14 protein-coding genes are annotated in these 18,979 nt (G+C 72.6%); 7 read left to right on the top strand and 7 right to left on the bottom strand.

Going from position 1 to position 18,979, the window contains the following annotated elements; genetic code table 11:
• The first annotated feature begins 57 nt into the window (after positions 1 to 57).
• Positions 58 to 1,524 (top strand): pyridoxal phosphate-dependent decarboxylase family protein, encoded by a 1,467-nt coding sequence (locus ACQPZZ_RS10250; RefSeq protein WP_432931068.1) that lies wholly within the window; start codon positions 58 to 60, stop codon positions 1,522 to 1,524.
• A 169-nt stretch (positions 1,525 to 1,693) separates the two neighbouring features.
• Here the strand turns inward: ACQPZZ_RS10250 and ACQPZZ_RS10245 are convergent, their stop codons facing one another.
• On the bottom strand, positions 1,694 to 3,388 hold the full coding sequence (locus tag ACQPZZ_RS10245) for an acyl-CoA mutase large subunit family protein (protein ID WP_432931066.1): 1,695 nt from the start codon (positions 3,386 to 3,388) through the stop codon (positions 1,694 to 1,696).
• 208 nt (positions 3,389 to 3,596) lie between these two features.
• On the opposite strand from ACQPZZ_RS10245, the gene ACQPZZ_RS10240 reads away from it, so the two are divergent.
• Complete coding sequence (locus ACQPZZ_RS10240; protein WP_432931064.1) at positions 3,597 to 5,312, top strand: S8 family serine peptidase; 1,716 nt, start codon at positions 3,597 to 3,599, stop codon at positions 5,310 to 5,312.
• A gap of 73 nt (positions 5,313 to 5,385) precedes the next feature.
• Here ACQPZZ_RS10240 and ACQPZZ_RS10235 read toward each other — a convergent pair whose 3' ends face one another.
• Both ACQPZZ_RS10235 and ACQPZZ_RS10230 read right to left on the bottom strand, forming a co-directional pair.
• Positions 5,386 to 6,192: a response regulator transcription factor gene (locus ACQPZZ_RS10235; RefSeq protein WP_432931062.1), complete on the bottom strand. Its 807-nt coding sequence runs from the start codon at positions 6,190 to 6,192 to the stop codon at positions 5,386 to 5,388.
• Positions 6,185 to 7,954, bottom strand: a complete 1,770-nt coding sequence (locus tag ACQPZZ_RS10230) for a histidine kinase (protein WP_432931060.1) — start codon at positions 7,952 to 7,954, stop codon at positions 6,185 to 6,187. Before ACQPZZ_RS10230 ends, ACQPZZ_RS10235 begins: the two co-directional genes overlap by 8 nt.
• 257 nt (positions 7,955 to 8,211) lie before the next feature.
• Here ACQPZZ_RS10230 and ACQPZZ_RS10225 point away from each other — a divergent pair, with 257 nt between their 5' ends.
• The gene (locus tag ACQPZZ_RS10225) at positions 8,212 to 9,558 is read left to right on the top strand and encodes a serine hydrolase (RefSeq protein ID WP_432931058.1); all 1,347 of its coding nucleotides are present in this window, start codon (positions 8,212 to 8,214) and stop codon (positions 9,556 to 9,558) included.
• Between the two features lie 15 nt (positions 9,559 to 9,573).
• Here the strand turns inward: ACQPZZ_RS10225 and ACQPZZ_RS10220 are convergent, their stop codons facing one another.
• Positions 9,574 to 10,119: a MarR family winged helix-turn-helix transcriptional regulator gene (locus tag ACQPZZ_RS10220; RefSeq protein ID WP_432931056.1), complete on the bottom strand. Its 546-nt coding sequence runs from the start codon at positions 10,117 to 10,119 to the stop codon at positions 9,574 to 9,576.
• 378 nt (positions 10,120 to 10,497) lie between these two features.
• Here ACQPZZ_RS10220 and ACQPZZ_RS10215 point away from each other — a divergent pair, with 378 nt between their 5' ends.
• Together ACQPZZ_RS10215 and ACQPZZ_RS10210 are read left to right on the top strand one after the other, a co-directional pair.
• Positions 10,498 to 12,705: a hypothetical protein gene (locus ACQPZZ_RS10215; protein WP_432931054.1), complete on the top strand. Its 2,208-nt coding sequence runs from the start codon at positions 10,498 to 10,500 to the stop codon at positions 12,703 to 12,705.
• 268 nt (positions 12,706 to 12,973) lie between these two features.
• Positions 12,974 to 13,696 (top strand): DUF4230 domain-containing protein, encoded by a 723-nt coding sequence (locus tag ACQPZZ_RS10210; RefSeq protein WP_432931052.1) that lies wholly within the window; start codon positions 12,974 to 12,976, stop codon positions 13,694 to 13,696.
• Positions 13,697 to 13,792: 96 nt separating this feature from the next.
• Here ACQPZZ_RS10210 and meaB read toward each other — a convergent pair whose 3' ends face one another.
• Together meaB and ACQPZZ_RS10200 are read right to left on the bottom strand one after the other, a co-directional pair.
• Positions 13,793 to 14,785, bottom strand: coding sequence for a methylmalonyl Co-A mutase-associated GTPase MeaB (gene meaB / locus ACQPZZ_RS10205; protein ID WP_432931050.1), 993 nt, complete (start codon positions 14,783 to 14,785; stop codon positions 13,793 to 13,795).
• Positions 14,786 to 14,797: 12 nt separating this feature from the next.
• Complete coding sequence (locus ACQPZZ_RS10200; protein ID WP_432931048.1) at positions 14,798 to 15,991, bottom strand: acetyl-CoA C-acetyltransferase; 1,194 nt, start codon at positions 15,989 to 15,991, stop codon at positions 14,798 to 14,800.
• A gap of 106 nt (positions 15,992 to 16,097) precedes the next feature.
• On the opposite strand from ACQPZZ_RS10200, the gene mce reads away from it, so the two are divergent.
• Positions 16,098 to 16,520 carry a methylmalonyl-CoA epimerase gene (gene mce, locus ACQPZZ_RS10195; protein ID WP_363644357.1) on the top strand — a complete coding sequence of 141 codons (423 nt, stop codon included), beginning with the start codon at positions 16,098 to 16,100 and terminating at the stop codon, positions 16,518 to 16,520.
• A 180-nt stretch (positions 16,521 to 16,700) separates the two neighbouring features.
• Positions 16,701 to 18,002, top strand: a complete 1,302-nt coding sequence (locus tag ACQPZZ_RS10190) for a DivIVA domain-containing protein (protein WP_432931046.1) — start codon at positions 16,701 to 16,703, stop codon at positions 18,000 to 18,002.
• A gap of 212 nt (positions 18,003 to 18,214) precedes the next feature.
• Here ACQPZZ_RS10190 and ACQPZZ_RS10185 read toward each other — a convergent pair whose 3' ends face one another.
• Complete coding sequence (locus ACQPZZ_RS10185; RefSeq protein ID WP_432931044.1) at positions 18,215 to 18,910, bottom strand: SDR family NAD(P)-dependent oxidoreductase; 696 nt, start codon at positions 18,908 to 18,910, stop codon at positions 18,215 to 18,217.
• Between the last annotated feature and the right edge of the window lie 69 nt (positions 18,911 to 18,979).

The following is an 18,979-nucleotide window of genomic DNA, read 5'->3' as shown; positions in this document are numbered from 1 at the left end:
GAGCGGGCAATTGGGTGGGCTGAGCGGACAGACGCCCGATACCGGCATCATTCCGGCATGACCTCGAACCACCTGCGGCCCAATCCCACGGGGCCCAATCCCACCGGACCGGATCACATGGCGCCCAATGTCACGGAACCGGATCAAATCTGGGACATCGACGAGTTCGTCCACGCCGCCGAGGTGACCGTGCGCGAGCTCGCCGCGTACGTGCGGGAGAGCCAGGACGGGGCGGCGCCGGTGATCCGCCGCAGGCCTCCCGCGGAGCTGGCCGGACGGCTCGGGCTCGCCCGCTGGATCCGGGAGGGCGGCATGACCCCGGACGCCTACCGGGAGTGGCTCGGCGCCTATCTCGCGGAGGGCACGCGGCTGCACCACCCGGCCTACCTCGCGCATCAGACGGCCGCGCCCGACTTCCCCGCCGCGCTGGCCGACTTCGTCCACGGCGCGATCAACAACCCCATGGCGGTCTACGAGATGGGGGCCGCGGCGGCGACGGTCGAGTTCGAGGTGCTGCGCTGGATGCTCGGCACGGTCGGCTTTCCCGAGGGCGGCGGCGTGCTCACCCACGGCGGGTCGCTGGCCAACCTGACCGCGCTGCTGGCCGCGCGGGCCGCCGCCGCGCCGGACGCGTGGACCGAGGGCGTGCCCGGGGATCTCGCCCTCCTCGCACCGCCGTCGGCGCACTACTCGATCAGCCGGGCGGCGGCGATCCTCGGCCTCGGCGAGCGCGCGGTCGTGCCGCTCGACGTGGACGACCTGGGCAGGATCGACGTGGCCCGGCTGCCCGAGGGGCTCGACCGTGCCCGGCGGGCCGGTCGCCGGCCGATGGCCCTGGTCGCGGCCGCCTGTGCCACCGGCACCGGCCTGTACGACGACCTGCGGCCGATCGGCGAGTTCTGCGCCGAGCACGGGCTGTGGTTCCACGTCGACGGCGCGCACGGAGCGTCGGCGCTGCTCAGTGAGGAGCACCGGCACCTGCTCGACGGCGTCGAACTGGCGGACTCGGTCATCTGGGATGCCCACAAGATGTTGCGCACCTCCGGCCTCGCGGCCGCCGTGCTCGTACGGCGTGAGGGCGACCTGGACGCCGCGTTCCGGCAGCGGGCCAGCTACCTGTTCTACGGCGACCAGGGGTTCGACCTGATCGGCAGGACCGTGGAGTGCAGCAAGGCCGCGCTCGGGCTCAAGATCTTCCTCAACCTGGCCTGGCGGGGCGAGCGGGGGCTCGGCGAGCACGTGGCGCGGCGGTACGCCACCGCGCACCGCTTCTGGGAACTGGCCCGCGAACGGCCCGGCTTCCACTGCCCGTACGAGCCGGAGAGCAACATCGTCTGCTTCCGGTACGGCGACGGCGACCAGGCCGTCATCCGCGAGACCCTGCTGGAGGAGGGCTCCTTCCACCTGACCTCGGCCGAGCTCGGCGGCGTACGCCACCTGCGGGTGACGGTGATGGCCCCGGCCACCGACGACAAGACGCTGGAATCCCTCCTCGACCGCATCGCCGCCCTCGCCTCCGCCTGACGTCTCGCCTCCGCGGCCACCCGCGCGTCAGGCCGGTGGGTCGCCGTCAGACGCCGATGCGTATGTCAGCGGATGACGCCGAGCCGACATGGTGATCCGGGCTCGCGGCTCGGGCCGCACCGCACCCAAGCCGCGCCACCGAGCCGGAGGCGCGGCGGATGGGACGCGGTCAGAAGGCGGCGGGCTCGGCGTAGGTGCCCCACTCCTCGCGCAGCACGTCGCAGATCTCGCCCAGGGTGGCCTCGGCCCTGACGGCCTCCAGCATGGGCGGGATCATGTTGTCGTCGCCCTTGGACGCGGCCCGCAGGGCGGCCAGCGCCGCGTCGACGGCCCCCTGGTCCCGTGCCGCGCGCCGCTCGGCCAGCACCCTGCGCTGCTCGGCCTCGACCTCGTGGCTGATCCGCAGGATCTCCAGCGGCTGCTCCACGGTCCCGGTGTGGCAGTTCACGCCGACGATCCGCTTGTCGCCCTTCTCCAGCTTGCGCTGGTAGTCGAAGGCCGACTCGGCGATCTCCGACATGAACCAGCCGTCCTCGATGCCGCGCAGGATGCCGGCGGTCATCGTGCCGTCGCCGCCCATCTCCCGGATCCTCGCGAAGATCTTCTCCGCCTCGGCCTCCAGGCGGTCGGTCAGCGCCTCGACGTACCAGGAGCCGCCCAGCGGGTCGACGACGTTGACGACCTCCGTCTCCTCCATGATCACCTGCTGGGTGCGCAGGGCGATCTCGGCGGCCTTCTCCGACGGCAGCGCTAGCACCTCGTCCAGCGCGTTGGTGTGCAGCGAGTTGGTGCCGCCGAGCACGGCCGCCAGCGCCTCGATCGCGGTGCGGACGATGTTGTTGTCCGGCTGCTGCGCGGTCAGCGACACCCCCGCCGTCTGGGTGTGGAAGCGCAGCCACTGCGCCTTCTCGGTGCGCGCGCCGTACACGTCGCGCATCCAGCGGGCCCAGATCCGCCGGGCGGCGCGGAACTTCGCGATCTCCTCGAAGAAGTCGATGTGCGCGTCGAAGAAGAACGACAGACCCGGCGCGAACACATCCACGTCGAGGCCGCGCGACAGTCCCAGCTCGACGTAGCCAAAGCCGTCGGCCAGCGTGAAGGCCAGCTCCTGCGCGGCCGTGGCCCCCGCCTCGCGGATGTGGTAGCCCGACACCGACAGCGGCTTGTACGCGGGGATCTCGGCGGCGCAGTACTCCATCAGGTCGCCGATCAGCCGCAGGTGCGGCTCGGGGGCGAACAGCCACTCCTTCTGCGCGATGTACTCCTTGAAGATGTCCGTCTGGAGCGTGCCGTTGAGCTTCCCCACCGGCACGCCCTGCCGCTCGGCCGCGACCACGTACATGCAGAAGATCGGCACGGCGGGCCCGCTGATCGTCATCGACGTGGTCACCTCGTCGAGCGGGATGCCGTCGAACAGCAGGTCCATGTCGAGGGCCGAGTCGATCGCCACGCCGCAGTGGCCCACCTCCCCGAGCGAGCGGGGGTCGTCGGAGTCGCGGCCCATCAGCGTCGGCATGTCGAACGCCACCGACAGGCCGCCGCCCCCGGCGCCGAGGATCATCTTGTAGCGCTCGTTGGTCTGCGTGGCGTTGCCGAACCCGGCGAACTGCCGGATGGTCCAGGGACGGCCGCGGTACCCGGTGGCGTACAGGCCACGGGTGAAGGGGAACTCGCCCGGCCAGCCGATGCGCTCGAAGCCGGGGTCGTTTCCGGGCGGCCCGTAGACGGGGTCAACCTCCAGCCCCGACAGCGTCCGGAACTCGCGGTCCCGCTTGAACGCGGCGTCGTACCGCGCCTGCCAACGGGCCCGCCCCGCCTCGATCGCCGCCGCGCTCACCTCGGCGCTCGTCGCCTCCGGCTCCATGCACCCTCCCCGGATCTCACTCTTCGAGAAAATACTAGGACTTCCTACTAAATTCGGCCACCGCCGTTCTCCGGGACGCTTCAGGACCGACCGGGTCACCTCTCTCGACGTCATGTCACACGTTGGTCGCGATCTGTCACGGACCGTTGACAGGGCGTTGGAATCTTCAAGCATGGTCAGCGCCCCTGAAGTCCACACGGAGGTGGATGTGAAGCGCTTGACAGTAGTCGCCGCGACCGCGGCGACGGTGGCGGCAACGCTTGCCGCACCGGCGCAGGCCGAACCGGCGGCCCAGACCGAATACGTGGTTCTGTACAAGGAAGGCGCGACCGCGGCGGACGCCCGGAAGGCGATCGAAGCGGCGGGCGGCAGCGTGCTCACGGTGAACACCGAGGTCGGGCTGGCCACGGTCGGCACGACCAACGCCGACTTCGTCAACGCCCTCCACAGCGCGGCGGCCGTCGAAGGGGTCGCCCGAAACCAGTCGATCGGCAGCACGCCCGACGCCGCCAAGGCGTCCGCCGCCGCGAAGAAGGCCGTGGCGCGGGCCGCCAAGAACCACGCCGTGGAGAAGGAGGGCCGGGGCGGCGGACCCCTCAGATGGGGACGCAACGTCAAGGACGAGCCGCTGGCCGGCCTGCAGTGGGACATGAAGCAGATCCACGCGGACCAGGCCCACAGGTTCGAGCAGGGGGACAAGGGCGTCCTCGTCGGCATCCTCGACACCGGCGTCGACGGCTCGCACCCCGACATCGCGCCGAACTTCGACCGGAGGCTGAGCCGCAACTTCACCGTCGACCTGCCGGCGGACGCCAACGGCACCGAGATCGACGGCCCCTGTGAGAGCGACCCCGACGGCTCCTGCACCGACCCGAACGACGTGGACGAGAACGGCCACGGCACCCACGTCGCCTCGTCGATCGCCTCGCCCGTCAACAAGCTGGGCGTCTCGGGCGTCGCTCCCAAGGTGACGATCGTCAACCTGCGGGCCGGCCAGGACTCGGGCTACTTCTTCCTCCAGCCCACCGTCGACGCCCTCACCTACGCGGGCGACATCGGCGTCGACGTGGTCAACATGAGCTACTACGTCGACCCGTGGCTGTTCAACTGCGCCGACAACCCGGCCGACAGCCCGGAGGAGCAGGCCCAGCAGCGGCTGTACGTCGCCGCCACCCAGCGCGCGATCGACTACGCGCACGCGCACGGTGTGACGGTCGTCAGCGCGGCCGGCAACGAGGCGATCGACTACACCAAGACGAACGTCGACACCGCCAGCCCCGACTTCGCCGGTGTCCCCGGCCAGGCCGCCAGGTCCCGGACCATCCCCTCGTCCTGCGTCTCGCTGCCGAGTGAGGCCGAGCACGTGATCTCGGTCTCCTCGACCGGCATCAGCAAACGGAAGGCCTACTACTCCAGCTACGGCGACGGCTACGTCGACGTGGCCTCCCCCGGTGGCGACGTCTACGACACCCCCGGCAACACGAGGGACCTCACGAAGGCCACGCTGGCGGCGTACCCCAAGGCGCTCGCCGTCGCCAACGGCGAGATCGACGAGAACGGCGACCCCACCGTCGACTACGTCGTGAAGGACTGCAAGGGCTCCGTCTGCGGCTACTACCAGTACCTGCAGGGCACCTCGATGGCCTCTCCCCGGGCGGCCGGCGTCGCGGCGCTGATCGTCAGCAGGTACGGCAAGCACGACCGTGCCCACGGCGGCCTGACGCTGGACCCCGACAAGGTGGAGGCGATCCTCGAGGGCACGGCCACCGGGGCCGCCTGCCCGAACCCGCCCGCGTTCACCTACACCCGCATCCTGCCGAGCGGCTCCACCGTGACCACCACGCACACCTGTGAGGGCGGCCCGTCCGGCAACGGCTTCTACGGCAGGGGCATCGTCGACGCCCTGCGCGCCGTCGGCCGCTGACGCCCCCGGGCCGGTGCCGCACCCGTGCGGTGTGCGTCACCGGCCCACCCGGGCGGCGCGGACGCGGCGCGGATCACGAACCGCCGAGGTAGGCGAGAACGGCGGCGACCCGGCGGTGGATGTCCGGGCTGGTCTCGAGCCCCAGCTTCAGGAAGATCGAGTTCACGTTCTTCTCCACGGCGGAGATCGACAGCGACAGCGCCCGCGCGATGCCGCCGTTGGACCTGCCGGCCGCCATCTCGCGCAGCACGTCACGTTCCCGAGGCGTGAACGCCTCCCGCTCTCCCCGTACGGCGCGGCGCGCCAGCAGCCCCTCGACGACCTTCGGGTCGATGACCGAGCCGCCCGCGGCGACCGAGCGGATCGCGCCGAGCAGTTCGTCGATGTCGCCCACCCGGTCCTTCAGCAGGTACGCGAGGCCCTCGGTGCCGCCCCTGAACAGCTCGAAGGCGTAGATCGAGTCGGCGAACTGCGACAGCACGACGACGCCGACGCGGGGATCGGCCGCGCGGACGCGGTGGGCGGCGTCGATCCCCTCGAACCCCGGCCGCCATCCCTCGCCCGGCATACGGATGTCGGTGACGATCACGTCGGGTCTGAGCCGCCTGGCCGCGTCGACCAGTTCCGCCGCGCTTCCCATCGCCCCGACGACCGCGACCTCCCCCGAGCTCTCCAGCAGCCGCCGGGTGCCCTCCCGCACGAGGTAATGATCGTCGGCGACCAGGGCGCGCAGCCTGCGCGGTTCCTCTCCCGCGGCGGACTCGAGGGCGGCCCCGGAGACGGGCCCCGCGGTGGACCCGGAGACGGGCCCGAACGCGGACCCTGCGGTGGACCCGGCGGTGGACCCGAACGCGGACCCTGCGGCGGGACGTTCAGGCATTGGCGGTCACCCAGGCGCGCACCCGCGTTCCCTCTCCGGGCCCGGCCGTCGTCTCCAGTCCTCCGCCGAGCGCCGCCATGCGGTCGGCCAGCGTGGCCAGTCCGCGGCGTGGCACGGCCCGGGGGTCGAACCCCGTCCCGTCGTCGGTCACGGACGCCTGGAGCCTGCCGCCGTCGTGCCGGAGCCGCACCTCGATCCGCGACGCCCCCGCGTGCTTGAGCGCGTTGGCGATCGCCTCGCTGACCACGAAATACATCGCTCCCTCGATCTCGTCCGGGAACCTGCGGGTGCGCAAAGCCGGATCCGCCGTCACGGTGGTCGGGACGGGCAGGCCCGAGCACCGCCCCTCGACGGCCTCCACCAAACCGCCCTGGCTCAGCACGGAGGGATGGATGCCGGCCGCGAGGTCCCGCAGGTCCGCCAGCGCCTGGCGGGCCTGTTCCCGCAGCAGGGCCAGGGACTCTGTCCCGCCGCCCGTCGCGCGGGCCAGTTCCAGCCCCGCGATCAGCGCCACCAGCTGCTGCTGCACGCCGTCGTGGATGTTGCGCTCGATCCGCCGCCGCTCGGCCTCCTGAGCGTTCACCAGCCGGGCGGCGAGCGCCGCGCTGCGGATCGCGAGCCCGACCGGCACGGCCAGGGCCGCGAGCAGCCGCCTGTCGTCGCGGGTCAGCCGCCCCGCCGCCTTGGGTCCGCAGCTGATGCGCCCCAGCCCGGCCGGGACCGTGAGCACGGCCTCGCCCCGCTCCTCCCCCGCCACGACGCGGGTGCCGTCCGCGAGCTCGACGGCGGCCCAGCGGGTGTCCAGTCCCGCCCGCACCGCCTGCGCCAGCCTGCCGAGCTGCTCGACCGGCTCGGCCTCCTCCAGATCGGGGCCGAGGCGGGACAGCAGCTCGTCGACCGTCGGGCGGACGTCGAAGACGAGATACAGACGCGAGCCCCTGACGCCGACCCTGATGTCGAGCAGGTCGTGCCGCAGCACGGCGGCGCCGATCGCGGCCGGCAGCGCCCCCACCACGCCCAGCACCCCGACGACGTCGGCGGCGCCGTACGTCTCCGACACGCCCGCAGCCGCGATCACGACGAAGGCGCCGAGGTTGGACAGCAGGCCCGCCACCATCCAGCCGAGCCGGCCCCGCTCGGGCGGGCGGCTGCGCCACAGACGGATGAGAAGGCCGCCCAGCACGACCAGCGCCAGCAGGAAGGCGGCCAGCTGGCCGACCGTCGCCAGCAGCACGGCGACGAAACCGAGCGGCCCCCGCAGCCCGAAAGAGCTGGCGTGTACGACCCCGTCCGGATAACCGCCGGGCATGAACAGCACGCCCAGCCAGTGCGCCGCGATCGCCGCGATCGCCATGACCGCGACGACGCGCCAGCGCCGTGACGGCAGCCTCCCCTCGGGAAACAGGAGCGGCACGAACACCCACGACAGTCCGTAGAAGACCGGGAACGCCGAGCTCAGCACGGCGGCGACGACGACCGGCCAGTACGGATCAGGACCGAGCCGGAGCAGCAGGCCGACACCGAGTCCGCCCAGCCCGAGACAGTCCGCGGCCGCCAGCAGCAGCCAGCCGTAGGCGTTGTCCGGGCGCCGGGCCGCGATCAGCCAGCCGAGAGCGGGCAGGGGCAGGGCGATCGCGATGAACACCCACTGCGACGCGGGGGCCGGCAGCCCCGTCTCGAGCAACGCGCCGGCGACGATCCCGGCGGCGGCGACGGCGGTCATGCCCGCCGCGAGCGGGCGGGCCGCTGCCGTGGACTTCATGGCAGGCATCCTGACGGGCACGCGCGTCCACCGTCTATGAGGTTGTCCTCACATTCGGTGCGGCTCCCCGCAGTCCGCAGGCCGGGGGTTCGCAGGCTGTCGGGACCGCATCGTGATCATTAGCGTGAGATCACGTGGACGCCCACCGCCGCGGCGAATCGCCGACGGTTCTGCACCCGGGCGCCGGATCCCCCTATCGAAGGAGCTTTCTCGTGCCGACCCCGCCGAGATCGATGCGTAGCAGGACGATTCCCCTCATGAGCGCGGCACTCGCGCTCGCCGCTGCGGCCACCGCCGCCCCGGCCGCCGCGGCCGCCGACGCCGTCAGCGCCGGTGTGGCTACCGCCGCGGCGACGCCCATCCCCGCGCCCACACCGGACATTCCGAATTCACCGGCAGGCGAGCAGCTTCGCTGGCTCCTGACGGCGGCCGCCGCCCCGCCGATCCCCGAGGACCAGGTCAAGGCGCACTTCAGCGCCGACTTCCTCTCGCAGGTTCCTCCGGCCCAGCTCAACGAGCTGCTGAAGAGCCTGGGCGGCGTACGGCTCGAGTCGCTGACCGCGGTCACGCCGACCACCCTCTCCGGAGTGGTCATGACCGGCCAGGGACGACTCGAACTCACCGTGTCCGTCGACGGCGACGGGAGGATCAACGGGCTCCTGTTCCGCCCGGAGCAGCGCGAGGCGCCGCGGAGCTGGGCCGAGCTGGACAAGCGCCTGCGTGCGGTCGCGCCCCGGGTGGGGTTCCTGGCGGCCGAGGTCCGCGCCGACGGCACATGCCGTGCCGTGCACGCGGTCGCGCCGGACACCCCCCGTCCGCTCGGTTCCATGTTCAAGCTGTACGTGCTGGGCGCGACGGCCGAGCAGATCAAGAAGGGCCGATTCTCCTGGGACACGCCCCTGACCATCCGGCCCGAGCTGAAGAGCCTGCCGAGCGGCACGCTCCAGGACCGTCCGGACAACAGCACGGTCTCCGTACGTGAGGCGGCCAAGCTGATGATCTCGATCAGCGACAACACGGGCGCCGACCTGCTGCTCGACAAGGCGGGCCGCGCCCGGGTGGAGGCCCAGACGCGCAAGTGGTCCGGTCACGCGGCGCTGAACCGGCCGTTCCTCACGACCAGGGAGCTCTTCCTCCTCAAGGCGGCGGACTACCCCCACCTCGGGAAGAAGTACCTGTCGCTCGACCGCTCCCGGCGGTACCGCTATCTCGCCACCACCGTCGCGCGTACGCCCCTGACCAAGGTGCGGGCGTGGACCACGCCCAGGGACATCGACAGGCTGGAGTGGTTCGGCTCTCCCGGGGACGTCTGCCGCGCCTTCGCCGGCCTGTCCGCGCTGAACACGCCGCCCCTCGGCGAGGCCATGTCCGCCAACGACGCCGGGCTCGGGCTCGACCCGAAGGCATGGCCCACCGTCTGGCACAAGGGCGGCTCCGAGCCCGGCGTGCTCTCCATGGGCTACCTCGCCCGTGACGCCGCGGGCAGGACGTACGTGGTGACCGCGCTAACCGGCAACCCCCGCACCGCACTGGACGAGACCTCGGCCGTGGCCGAACTGCTGGCCCTCGTCCGGGGCTCGTTCGCCATGCTGGCCCGCGCCTGAATCCGCGCGCCGCCGTCAGGAACTGAAGTCGCCCGCCGCGACGCGCAGGGTCCTGAGCAGGGCGAACATCTCGTCCAGCTCGGCATCGTCGTACATGCCCAGGCAGAAACCCGCGTCCATCAGGTCGGCCGTGGCCCGCCGTACGATGTCCCGGCCCGCGTCGGTGATCTCGGCGAGCACGCCGCGGCCGTCGCGCGGGTTGCGCATGCGGCGGACCAGGCCGGCCCGCTCGAGGCGGTCCACGGTGTTGGTCACGCTCGTCGGGTGCACCATCAGCCGCTCGCCGATCTTCGACAGCGGGAGCGACCCGGCCCGGCTGAACGTGAGCAGCACGAGCGCCTCGTATCTGGCGAAGGTCAGGTCGTACGGCTTGAGCAGCGTGTCCAGTTGCGCCAGCAGGATCTGATGGGCTCTCATGATCGAAGTGACGGCGGCCATGGCGGACGACGGCCCGAACGTCGAACGCCAGGTCTCGGCCGCCCGCTCGATCGGGTCGAACGGGAGCTTGAGCGGCCGGGGGCCGCCCGTGGGCGGCGGCTCTGAGCTGGGCGGAACGGACACAGCGATATACGGTAGCGCGACGCCGGCCATGATCGACCGGCGCACCGAGCGTAACCGGATTGATTCCTTGACCCCAGAACTCCCCCCCGTACGGGTCACGCTCCGTTATGGTTGCCACGTCGAAAGGTGAGGCGGCGGCAAACCCGGCGGCACGGGGAACCCCGTCTGCTAGAGGACGTCTCGCGGACGGGGGTCCGCGGGGAACGCGTCTGACAGCGGGCGAGGCGAGGCCGGCCGGTGAACCAGCGCCACGGGGAACGGCGTGGGTTCGCGCACCGCTCACACAGACACGGGGGAGATTCTCAATGGACAGCATCGCTGTCCCGGCGCCGCATGCGCGCCGGACGTCGGCGGCGTGGCCATGGGCCGCGTCCTGCTGTGGGTGAGCATAGGGGCGGTTCACGCGGTGAGCTGAAACACGGCGCGCTGGTCGCGGCGACCGTGCTGCTCGTGCTGGCGCTCGTCGCCGCGTGGAGCGTCCTCATTCCCGGTTTCATGGACTGGGATGACATAGTGGCGGCCGTCATCGGCTCGCTGCGCCTGACAGGGCCGCTCGGAGCCGCGTTCGCGGCCTGGGTCGCGCTGCGCAGGCGTAGCGCCGAGAAGGGCCGCGTCCTTACGCCGTGGCGGGCCGCCAGGGCGCCGCTGTCGATCATCGCGGTCGTCACCGGCTCCTTCGGGGCGACCGTGCTGCTGCTCGGGCTGCGCGCCGCGCTGACCGGGCAGGGCGGGCCGCTGCTGCCCGGCGGTCTCGCGATGTCCGTCGCCGGGCTGGGGCTGTATGTCGTGGTCGGCTGGATCCTCGGCTGGCTCGTGCCGGTCGTCGTCGTCCCGCTGATCGCGGGAGCCGGCACGTACGGGCTGTTCACCTGGGTGGCCACCGGGCCCAACTGGGCCGACCGGCTCGCTCCCGCCACCGGGGAGCCGTACGACCTGCTGTCGGGCGTGAGCGAGAGCGCCTACACGGACCAGACGCTCTGGCTGCTGGGTCTCAGCACCGCGCTGCTCCTCGGGTGGGTGGCCCTGGTGACCCGGCGGACGCTGGCACTGGCCGCCGCGGTGATCGCCGTACTGGCGGCGGGGACCGGTGCGGCCCGGCTCGTGACCGGGCCGCGGACGATGACGGTGAGCGAACGCCTCGTCTGCCAGGAATGGCCGATCAGCGTATGCGTGCATCCGGCGCTTCGCGGGGGGCTGGCCGAGCTCGCCACCGTGTTCACCGCGCTCGCGATGCGCCTGAACGGCACGCCGGCGGCCTTCACGAGGGTCGAGCAACGGGCGTACGGCGAGCAGGACCCGGCGGGGCGGGGAGTGGTCGTCGTCCACCTCGACGACCTCGGGTCCGGGTACGCCCAGCGGGCGGCCACCGAGTTCCTCGACCGTCTGGCCCGTCCCTGCCCGGAAACCGCGGCCGCGGGCTACCGGGCCGTCGTCGTCGCCTGGCTGCGCGGCGTCTCGCCGCCCGGCGGACCGTCGCGCGAGCATCGCGAGGCGTCCGTGTGGTTCTCCGAACTGACCGAGGCCCAGCGGCGCGACTGGCTGCGCATGTTCTACTCCGACTTCGTGTCCTGCCGCCTTCAGGCCAAGCACTTCGGCGGCGGTACCCGGCCGGCTGAGCCCGTCGCGACGGGCTATCCGGTGAACTCCGCTCCCGCGTACGCGCCGCACTATCCGGTCGAACCGACATATCCGGGTACGACCGTCGCGACCGGCATGGCGGCAGGCCCGGACACCGGGGGTGAGCCGGGCATGGACCCGCTCGGCGGCGGAACCGGTCCGGGGTGGACCGGCCCGAGTCCGTCCGTTCCGGTATGGCCGTCTCCTCCCGCCGCGAGCCCCGCAGGCCAGGACCCGACAGGCCGGGGCCCGATGGGCCGGGGGTATCCGGATTCCTGGGGCGCGCCGAGCGGCGAGGGGGTCCGGAGAGGCGGTCCCTGGGGCCCCGGCAGGGGACGGCCACGGCATCCCTGGCGGCCCGGCAGGACCGGCGACACCGCGTTTCCCGGTCGGTCCGGCGGCGAGGGCGCGAGCCCGTCGCCCTTCCCGGACCGGCCCGGCCGGCCGCGGCCCGGCGCTTCGCAATCCGGCCCGATGCAGCCTGGCCGTCTCCAGCCCGGAGGTCTCCCGGCACAGGGCACGACACAGGGCACGACACAGGGCACGGCACAGGGCACGGCACAGGGCACGGGGAACGCGCCGGGACGCGGGCGGCCACCGGGGCAGGGCGGCCCCGCCATACCGGGAGGACCCGGCGGGAACGGCCGACCTGGCGGAAACGACGGTCAGGGCAGGGACGGCGGTCAGGGCGTGCGTCGCGCTCACCCGGAGCGCGTCCCCGGGCCCGGCGCCGCGTCCGGCCGTGTCCCCGGCGGTGGCGGCCCGGCCGGCCGCTCTCCCGGGGTTGGCGGCCCGGCCGGCCGCTCTCCCGGGGGCGGCGGGCGTGACGGGCACGTCGACGGCGCCGGCGGGCGCACCGACCGTGCCCGGCCCGCCACGGGCGACACCACCGGCGCCCGTGAGGCGGATCCCCAGGACGGTCCCGGCGTGGCGGGCGTACCCGGCGCGCTCCTGGCCCCCGCCGCATAGCGCTCGACGGCCGAGTCCCGGGCAAGGACTCCGGCCGTACGTGCCGCGCGTCCGGTCCGCGCACCCGGACGGCAGCGGTACGGCGGCAGGGCAGCGGTACAGCGGGAGTCACATCCGGCCCGCAGACCCGGACAAAAGTGGTACGGCGGAGCGCGAAAGGCGTGCGGGCGGGACGAAAAGACGGGTTTGGGAGGGCCGAAGCACGGCCCGGAGACAGACATGATCTTGCCGGGCGTGAGATCGCGGGAATACCGGGAAGATTCCCCCCGTGGACCGTCAGACCCGTCCCTCGTTCGCGCCGGCCGACACCGGCGCCGCCGCCACCGACGCCACGGCGAGCGCCGGGGCCCCCGCACGCCGCTCCCGGCGTGGCTGGCGGGTGCTCGCCGGCCTGCTGTTCGTGGTCCTGCTGCTCGTGGTCGGCGCCCGGCTGACCTGGTCCTGGCTAAACCCGCTGGGCGAGCAGACCATCGACCGCAGCGGGCCCGCGCTGCTCAGGTCGGTGCAGAACCTCAACCGCTTCGAGGCCGCGACCGGCAACTTCCAGGTCATCGTCGACCTGGAGAAGGACGCGAAGTTCGTGCCCGACGCGATCAAGGGCTCCCGCACGCTCTTCGTGGGAGCCGGGAACGTCGACGCCTATGTGGACTTCTCCGCGCTGCCCAAGGACGCCTTCACGGTCTCCCCCGACCGCACGGCCGTGACGGTGCGGCTGCCGCACGCCGAGCTGGAGAAGCCCAACCTCGACAGCAAGCGGTCGTACGTCTTCGCCCAGGAGCGGGGCATCTTCGACCGGATCTCCGACTTCCTGTCGTCGTCGCCGCAGAACCAGCAGGAGCTCTACGTGCTGGCCGAGCGCAAGATCGCCGACGCGGCCACCGCCAGTGACCTGCGCTCCCGGGCCGACCAGAACGCCAAGGCCATGCTGGAGGGCATGCTGAAGTCCCTCGGCTTCAAGACGATCACGGTCAAGTACGCCGGGGAGCCCTGACCCGTCGGCCGCCCCGACCCGTCGGCCGCCGGATGCGAGAGCCGTACGGGACGGGGCTCGGCCCGGCGGCTCGGTCCGGCGGCTCGGTCCGGCACGTCAGCGCAGCGCGGCGATGAGGTCGTCGGCGGCGGCGTAGGGATCGGTCTCCGCGGCGAGCAGCCGCTCGGCGAGCGTGTCGAGGCGGTCGCCGTGGAGCACGGCGAAGCGCGACCGCAGCTGGGCCAGCGCGACGGCCTCGATCTCGTCGCGGGCCCGGGCCAGCCGCCGCCTGCGGGCCTCGCCGGACTCCTCCAGGTAGGCCTGGTGCTTGTCCAGCGCGGCCAGCAGGTCGTCGGTGCCCTCGCCCTTGGAGGCGACGGTCGTGACGATCGGGGGCCGCCACGGCGTCTCGACGAGGCCCGTCATGTTCCGCAGCTCCCGCACGGTCGCCTGGACGCCGTCGCGGTCGGCCTTGTTCACCACCAGGACGTCGGCGACCTCGAGGATGCCCGCCTTGGCGGCCTGCACGCCGTCGCCCATGCCCGGGGCGAGGATGACGACGGTCGTGTCGGCCAGACGGGCGATGTCCACCTCGGCCTGCCCCACACCGACCGTCTCGACGAGGATCACGTCGCATCCGGCGGCCTCCAGCACGCGCAGCGCCTGCGGCGTGGCCCATGCGAGCCCGCCCAGATGGCCCCGGCTCGACATGCTGCGGATGAAGACCTCGGGGTCGGTCGCGTGGTCCTGCATGCGTACGCGGTCGCCGAGCAGTGCGCCGCCCGTGAACGGGCTGGACGGATCGACCGCCAGCACGCCCACCCTGCTGCCGCGCCTGCGGAACGCCCGGATGAGCATGCCGGTCGAGGTCGACTTGCCGACGCCGGGAGAGCCGGTCAGGCCGATGATCCTTGCGCTGTACGGCCGGGCGGCGCCGGTGGCGAGCTCCGCCATCGCCTCGCGCAGCGCCCGGCTCGTCTGGTTTGCCCCCGCGCGGCCGCCGCGGTCCTCCGCGGCGTGCTCGACAGCGTTCTCGACGAGCGAGATCAGCCGTGCCACGGCGCGCGGCCGTCCCAGCCGCGCCTGGCCGACAAGCTCACGGACGTCCACGTGCTGCTCCGCTCAGGCGCCGGGCGCGGGCACCCGGATGATCAGCGCGTCGCCCTGGCCGCCGCCGCCGCACAGGCCGGCCGCGCCGAGGCCGCCGCCGCGCCTCTTCAGCTCGTGGGCCAGGGTCAGCACGATCCGGGCGCCGGACGCGCCGATCGGATGGCCGAGCGCGATGCCGCCGCCGTTGACGTTGACCTTGTCGAGCGGGACGCCGAGCTCCTTCGCCGACTGCAGCACGACCTGGGCGAACGCCTCGTTGATCTCCAGCAGGTCGAGATCGCCGACGGTCAGCCCCTGCTTGCCCAGCGCCTGCTTGATCGCGTTGGCGGGCTGGGACTGGAGCGAGTTGTCGGGCCCGGCCACATTGCCGTGGGCGCCGATCTCGGCCAGCCATTCGAGGCCCAGCTCCTCGGCTTTGGCGCGCGACATCACAACCACGGCGACGGCGCCGTCGGAGATCTGCGAGGCCGACCCGGCCGTGATGGTGCCGTCCCCGGTGAACGCCGGGCGCAGCTTCGCCAGGGCCTCGACCGTGGTGTCCTTGCGGATGCCCTCGTCGGCGGAGAACAGGACCGGTTCTCCTTTGCGCTGCGGCAGCGGCACCGGGACGATCTCGTCGTCGAACAGGCCCTTCTCCGTCGCCTCGGCGGCGCGCTGGTGCGACCGCGCCGAGAAGTCGTCCTGCTCCTCCCGGGTCAGGCCGAGCCTGGCGTTGTGGCGCTCGGTCGACTCCCCCATCGCGATCTGGTCGAACGCGTCGGTGAGCCCGTCGTGGGCCATCGCGTCCAGGATCCCGGCGCTGCCGTACTTCACTCCCTTGCGCAGGCCGGGCAGCAGGTGCGGCGCGTTGGTCATCGACTCCATGCCACCCGCGACGACGACGTCGAACTCGCCCGCGCGGATGAGTTGGTCGGCCAGCGCGATCGCGTCGAGGCCCGACAGGCAGACCTTGTTGATGGTGAGGGAGGGCACGGTCATGGGGATGCCGGCCTTCACCGCCGCCTGACGCGAGGGAATCTGACCGGCCCCGGCCTGGAGCACCTGCCCCATGATCACGTATTCGACCTGGCCGGGGGACACGCCCGCCCGCTCCAGTGCGGCCTTGATCGCGATACCGCCCAGATCGACGGCGGACAGGTTCGAGAGCGAGCCGAGGAGCCGTCCGATCGGTGTGCGTGCTCCGGCGACGATGACGGAACCAGACATTGAGACCCTCCACTACGAGATCGGGGCGACGGTGTCACCATACCCAGGAGTAGTACGGCCGCCCGGACGCGGGCGGCGACGACGGGAACGGCGAAGGGAACCGGCGATGCTGCTGCGGATCGACCACGTTGGCGTGGCCTGTCACGACCTGGAAGAGAAGATCGAGTTCTACGAGTCCGTCTTCGGGCTGACCGTCGTCAGCCGCGAGGTGAACGAGGAGCAGGGCGTCCGGGAGGCCATGCTGCACGTGGCCGACGGCGACCGGGGCGCGTCGTACGTCCAGCTCCTCGAACCGCTGCACCCCGACACCGCCGTGGGCAGGTTCCTCGCCAAGCGGGGCGAGGGCGTGCATCATATCGGGTACGGCGTGGCGGACGTCACCAAGGCCCTGGAGGAGATCGGGGCGAAGGGCGTGCGCCTGATCGACGAGCGGCCCAGGCACGGGTCGATGGGAGCCTCGATCGCGTTCCTGCATCCCAAGGACGTGGGAGGGGTTCTCACCGAGCTCGTCGAGACGTCCAGGCGCTAGGCAAACGCAAGAAACGTTCATACGTAACAAGTCGCGCAGAAAGTCGGAGGGGGCCTCCAAGGCGGCAGTACCGGAGTACGCTGGCGTACCACCGGACGTGGACGCCACACCGGCTTCCTCGCCTCGGAACGACCCCCCGTCCGGCCCCTGTAGCCGTCTCGACAACCAGGATCGAGCCTCATGCAGTCCGACATCGACGCCCAGCTCAACAACTTCTTCGAGGACGCCCCATCTCGCGAATTCGACGTGGTGCTCCGGGGTTATGACCGGCACCAGGTCCACGACCACCTGAAGACTCTCGACACCGAACTGCGTCAGGCCAAGGAACAGGTCAGCGCCCTCCAGCGGGAGCTGTCCGACTCTCAGCGCCAGCTGCAGGAGCAGGAGCGGCCGACGTATTCAGGTCTCGGCGCCCGCATCGAGCAGTTGCTCAGGCTGGCTGAGGAGCAGGCTACCGAGCTCGTCCAGGCGGCCAGGTCGGAGGCGAACGAGATCCGCGCCGCCGCCAAGGTGGACGCCGCCGACCTGCGGGCGGCCGCGGAGAACGAGGCGGCCGAGAAGCGGGCGCTGGCCGCGCGCGAGGCCGAGGAGATGCGCAGCACCGCCGAGCGCGACGCCGAGGAGATCCGGTCGACGGCGAGGCGCGAGGCCGACGAGCTGACCGCCACCACCGAGCGCGAGGTCGCCAAGATCCGCGCCACCGCCGACCACGAGGTCGCGGAGAAGCGGGCGGACGCCGAGCGCGAGATCGCCAAGCTGCGCACCACGACCGAGCGTGAGGTCGCCCAGCTGCGGGCCTCGACCAAGCGCGAGCGCGACGAGGTGCTCACCACGGCCAAGCGTCAGGCCGACGAGATGCGGGCCCAGGCGCAGCGGATCCTGGAGGAGTCGGAGGCCAAGCGCGCCCAGGACGAGGCGGAGTTCGAGATCCAGCTCGCCGCCCGCCGCGAGGAGGCCGAGCGCCAGGAGGCCGAGCGCCACGCCACCGCCCAGGCCAACACCCAGAAGCTGGTGGCCGAGGCCGAGCAGCGGGCCGCCACCGCCGAGCAGCGGGCCGCCAAGGCCACGCAGCAGGCCGAGCAGACCCGGCGCGAGGCCGACACCCACGCCAAGCAGCTGCTGGCCAACGCCCGCAAGAACGCCGACCAGCTCGTTTCCGACGCCAAGGCCAGCGCCGACACGATCGTGACCGAGGCCAAGAACGAGGCCGAGCGCACCCGTACGGCGATGCAGCGCCAGGTCGACGAGCTCACCCGCCAGCGCGACAGCATCACCAGCCACCTCGCGCAGCTCCGTCAGCTGCTCGGCGGCGCCCCGCTGCCGGGCATGGACGCGGAGCCGGCGCCCGTCACCGCGGCCCCGGCGAAGCCGGCTCTGTCGGCTCCGCCGGTCGTGGAGAAGCCGGCCGTGACCGCCACGCCGGCCGTCGAGCCGATCAGCTCCACCAAGAGCGACGACGACGCGGAGTGGTGGCAGGAGTAGCCACCGGCACATTCGGGGAGTTCGCGACGGCTATGTGAGCGGGGCCCGGCGCTGAGCGCCGGGCCCCGCTTCCGTGTCCGCACGCCCGCGGCTCGGTCGAGCCGTCGACCGTCCTTGCGGCCGGACCGGCGATCGGCCTCCGCCCGTCTTGTGCCGGGCCCGCCGCCTCGCATGGACGTACGCCGCATGTCGTCGCGTGCGCCGGCCGCTCCCTACGTCAGCCGGGCCGCCGTCTGCCGGAACGCCTCCACGTCGCCGACGATCTCCTCGTGGCGGTCACGCGAGTCGTGCAGCCGCACGTAGCGCGCGGCGACCCGGTCCGGATCCCCCTCGCCCTCTCCCGCGACGAGCCGCGTGGCGATGGTGACCGCCGCGACGTGCACCCCGCGCGGGGCGAGCTGTGGCGCCAGCGCGAGCGCCCAGTTGCGCAGCCCGGCCATGGCCAGGCCCACGTCGCCCAGAACGGGCACCGGGACGATCGAGGACACTCCGGTGGTCACCAGGATCGTCCCCTCGCCTCGCTCGGTCATGTCCGGCAGCACCGCCCGCACGGCGGTGATCGCGCCGAGGACGTTCAGCTCGAACTGCGCGCCGGCCGACTCGGCCGTGGTGTCCACGGCCGCAGTGATCGGCGCCCCCTGCGGACCCGGGCCGTATTCGAGCACGTCGATCGGCCCGTACTCCTCCCGCACCCTTCCGAGCGCCGCCACGAGGGCGGCGCGGTCCCTGACGTCGGCGGGAAACCCCGCCGCCGTGATTCCCCGGGCCGCCAGCTCGGCGGCGTGCGACCGCAGCCGGTCGGCGTCTCTGGCCATGAGCGCGGCCCGGAAACCCCGGGCGCCGAACGCCCGGGCGACGGCCAGGCCGAGTCCCGGCCCGGCGCCCACGATCGCGATGGTCTTGCTCACAGCGCGTCCTTTCGCACAGACCATGGCGACCCGGCCGGATGCCGTCGGTTACTTTTCGTACGAGCTCCA

Source organism: Microbispora sp. CA-135349 (assembly GCF_050947365.1).
In the GTDB taxonomy this organism is placed as follows: Bacteria; Actinomycetota; Actinomycetes; order Streptosporangiales; family Streptosporangiaceae; genus Microbispora.
This window is presented reverse-complemented; position numbering and strand designations above follow the sequence as displayed.

Bases quoted from the DNA above. Each gene is read 5' to 3' on its own strand.
- ACQPZZ_RS10235 (WP_432931062.1), bottom strand. From the start codon at position 6,192: ATGCCTGAACGTCCCGCCGCAGGGTCCGCGTTCGGGTCCACCGCCGGG.
- ACQPZZ_RS10250 (WP_432931068.1), top strand. From the start codon at position 58: ATGACCTCGAACCACCTGCGGCCCAATCCCACGGGGCCCAATCCCACC.
- ACQPZZ_RS10230 (WP_432931060.1), bottom strand. From the start codon at position 7,954: ATGAAGTCCACGGCAGCGGCCCGCCCGCTCGCGGCGGGCATGACCGCC.
- ACQPZZ_RS10200 (WP_432931048.1), bottom strand. From the start codon at position 15,991: ATGTCTGGTTCCGTCATCGTCGCCGGAGCACGCACACCGATCGGACGG.
- ACQPZZ_RS10225 (WP_432931058.1), top strand. From the start codon at position 8,212: ATGAGCGCGGCACTCGCGCTCGCCGCTGCGGCCACCGCCGCCCCGGCC.
- mce (WP_363644357.1), top strand. From the start codon at position 16,098: ATGCTGCTGCGGATCGACCACGTTGGCGTGGCCTGTCACGACCTGGAA.
- ACQPZZ_RS10245 (WP_432931066.1), bottom strand. From the start codon at position 3,388: ATGGAGCCGGAGGCGACGAGCGCCGAGGTGAGCGCGGCGGCGATCGAG.
- ACQPZZ_RS10190 (WP_432931046.1), top strand. From the start codon at position 16,701: ATGCAGTCCGACATCGACGCCCAGCTCAACAACTTCTTCGAGGACGCC.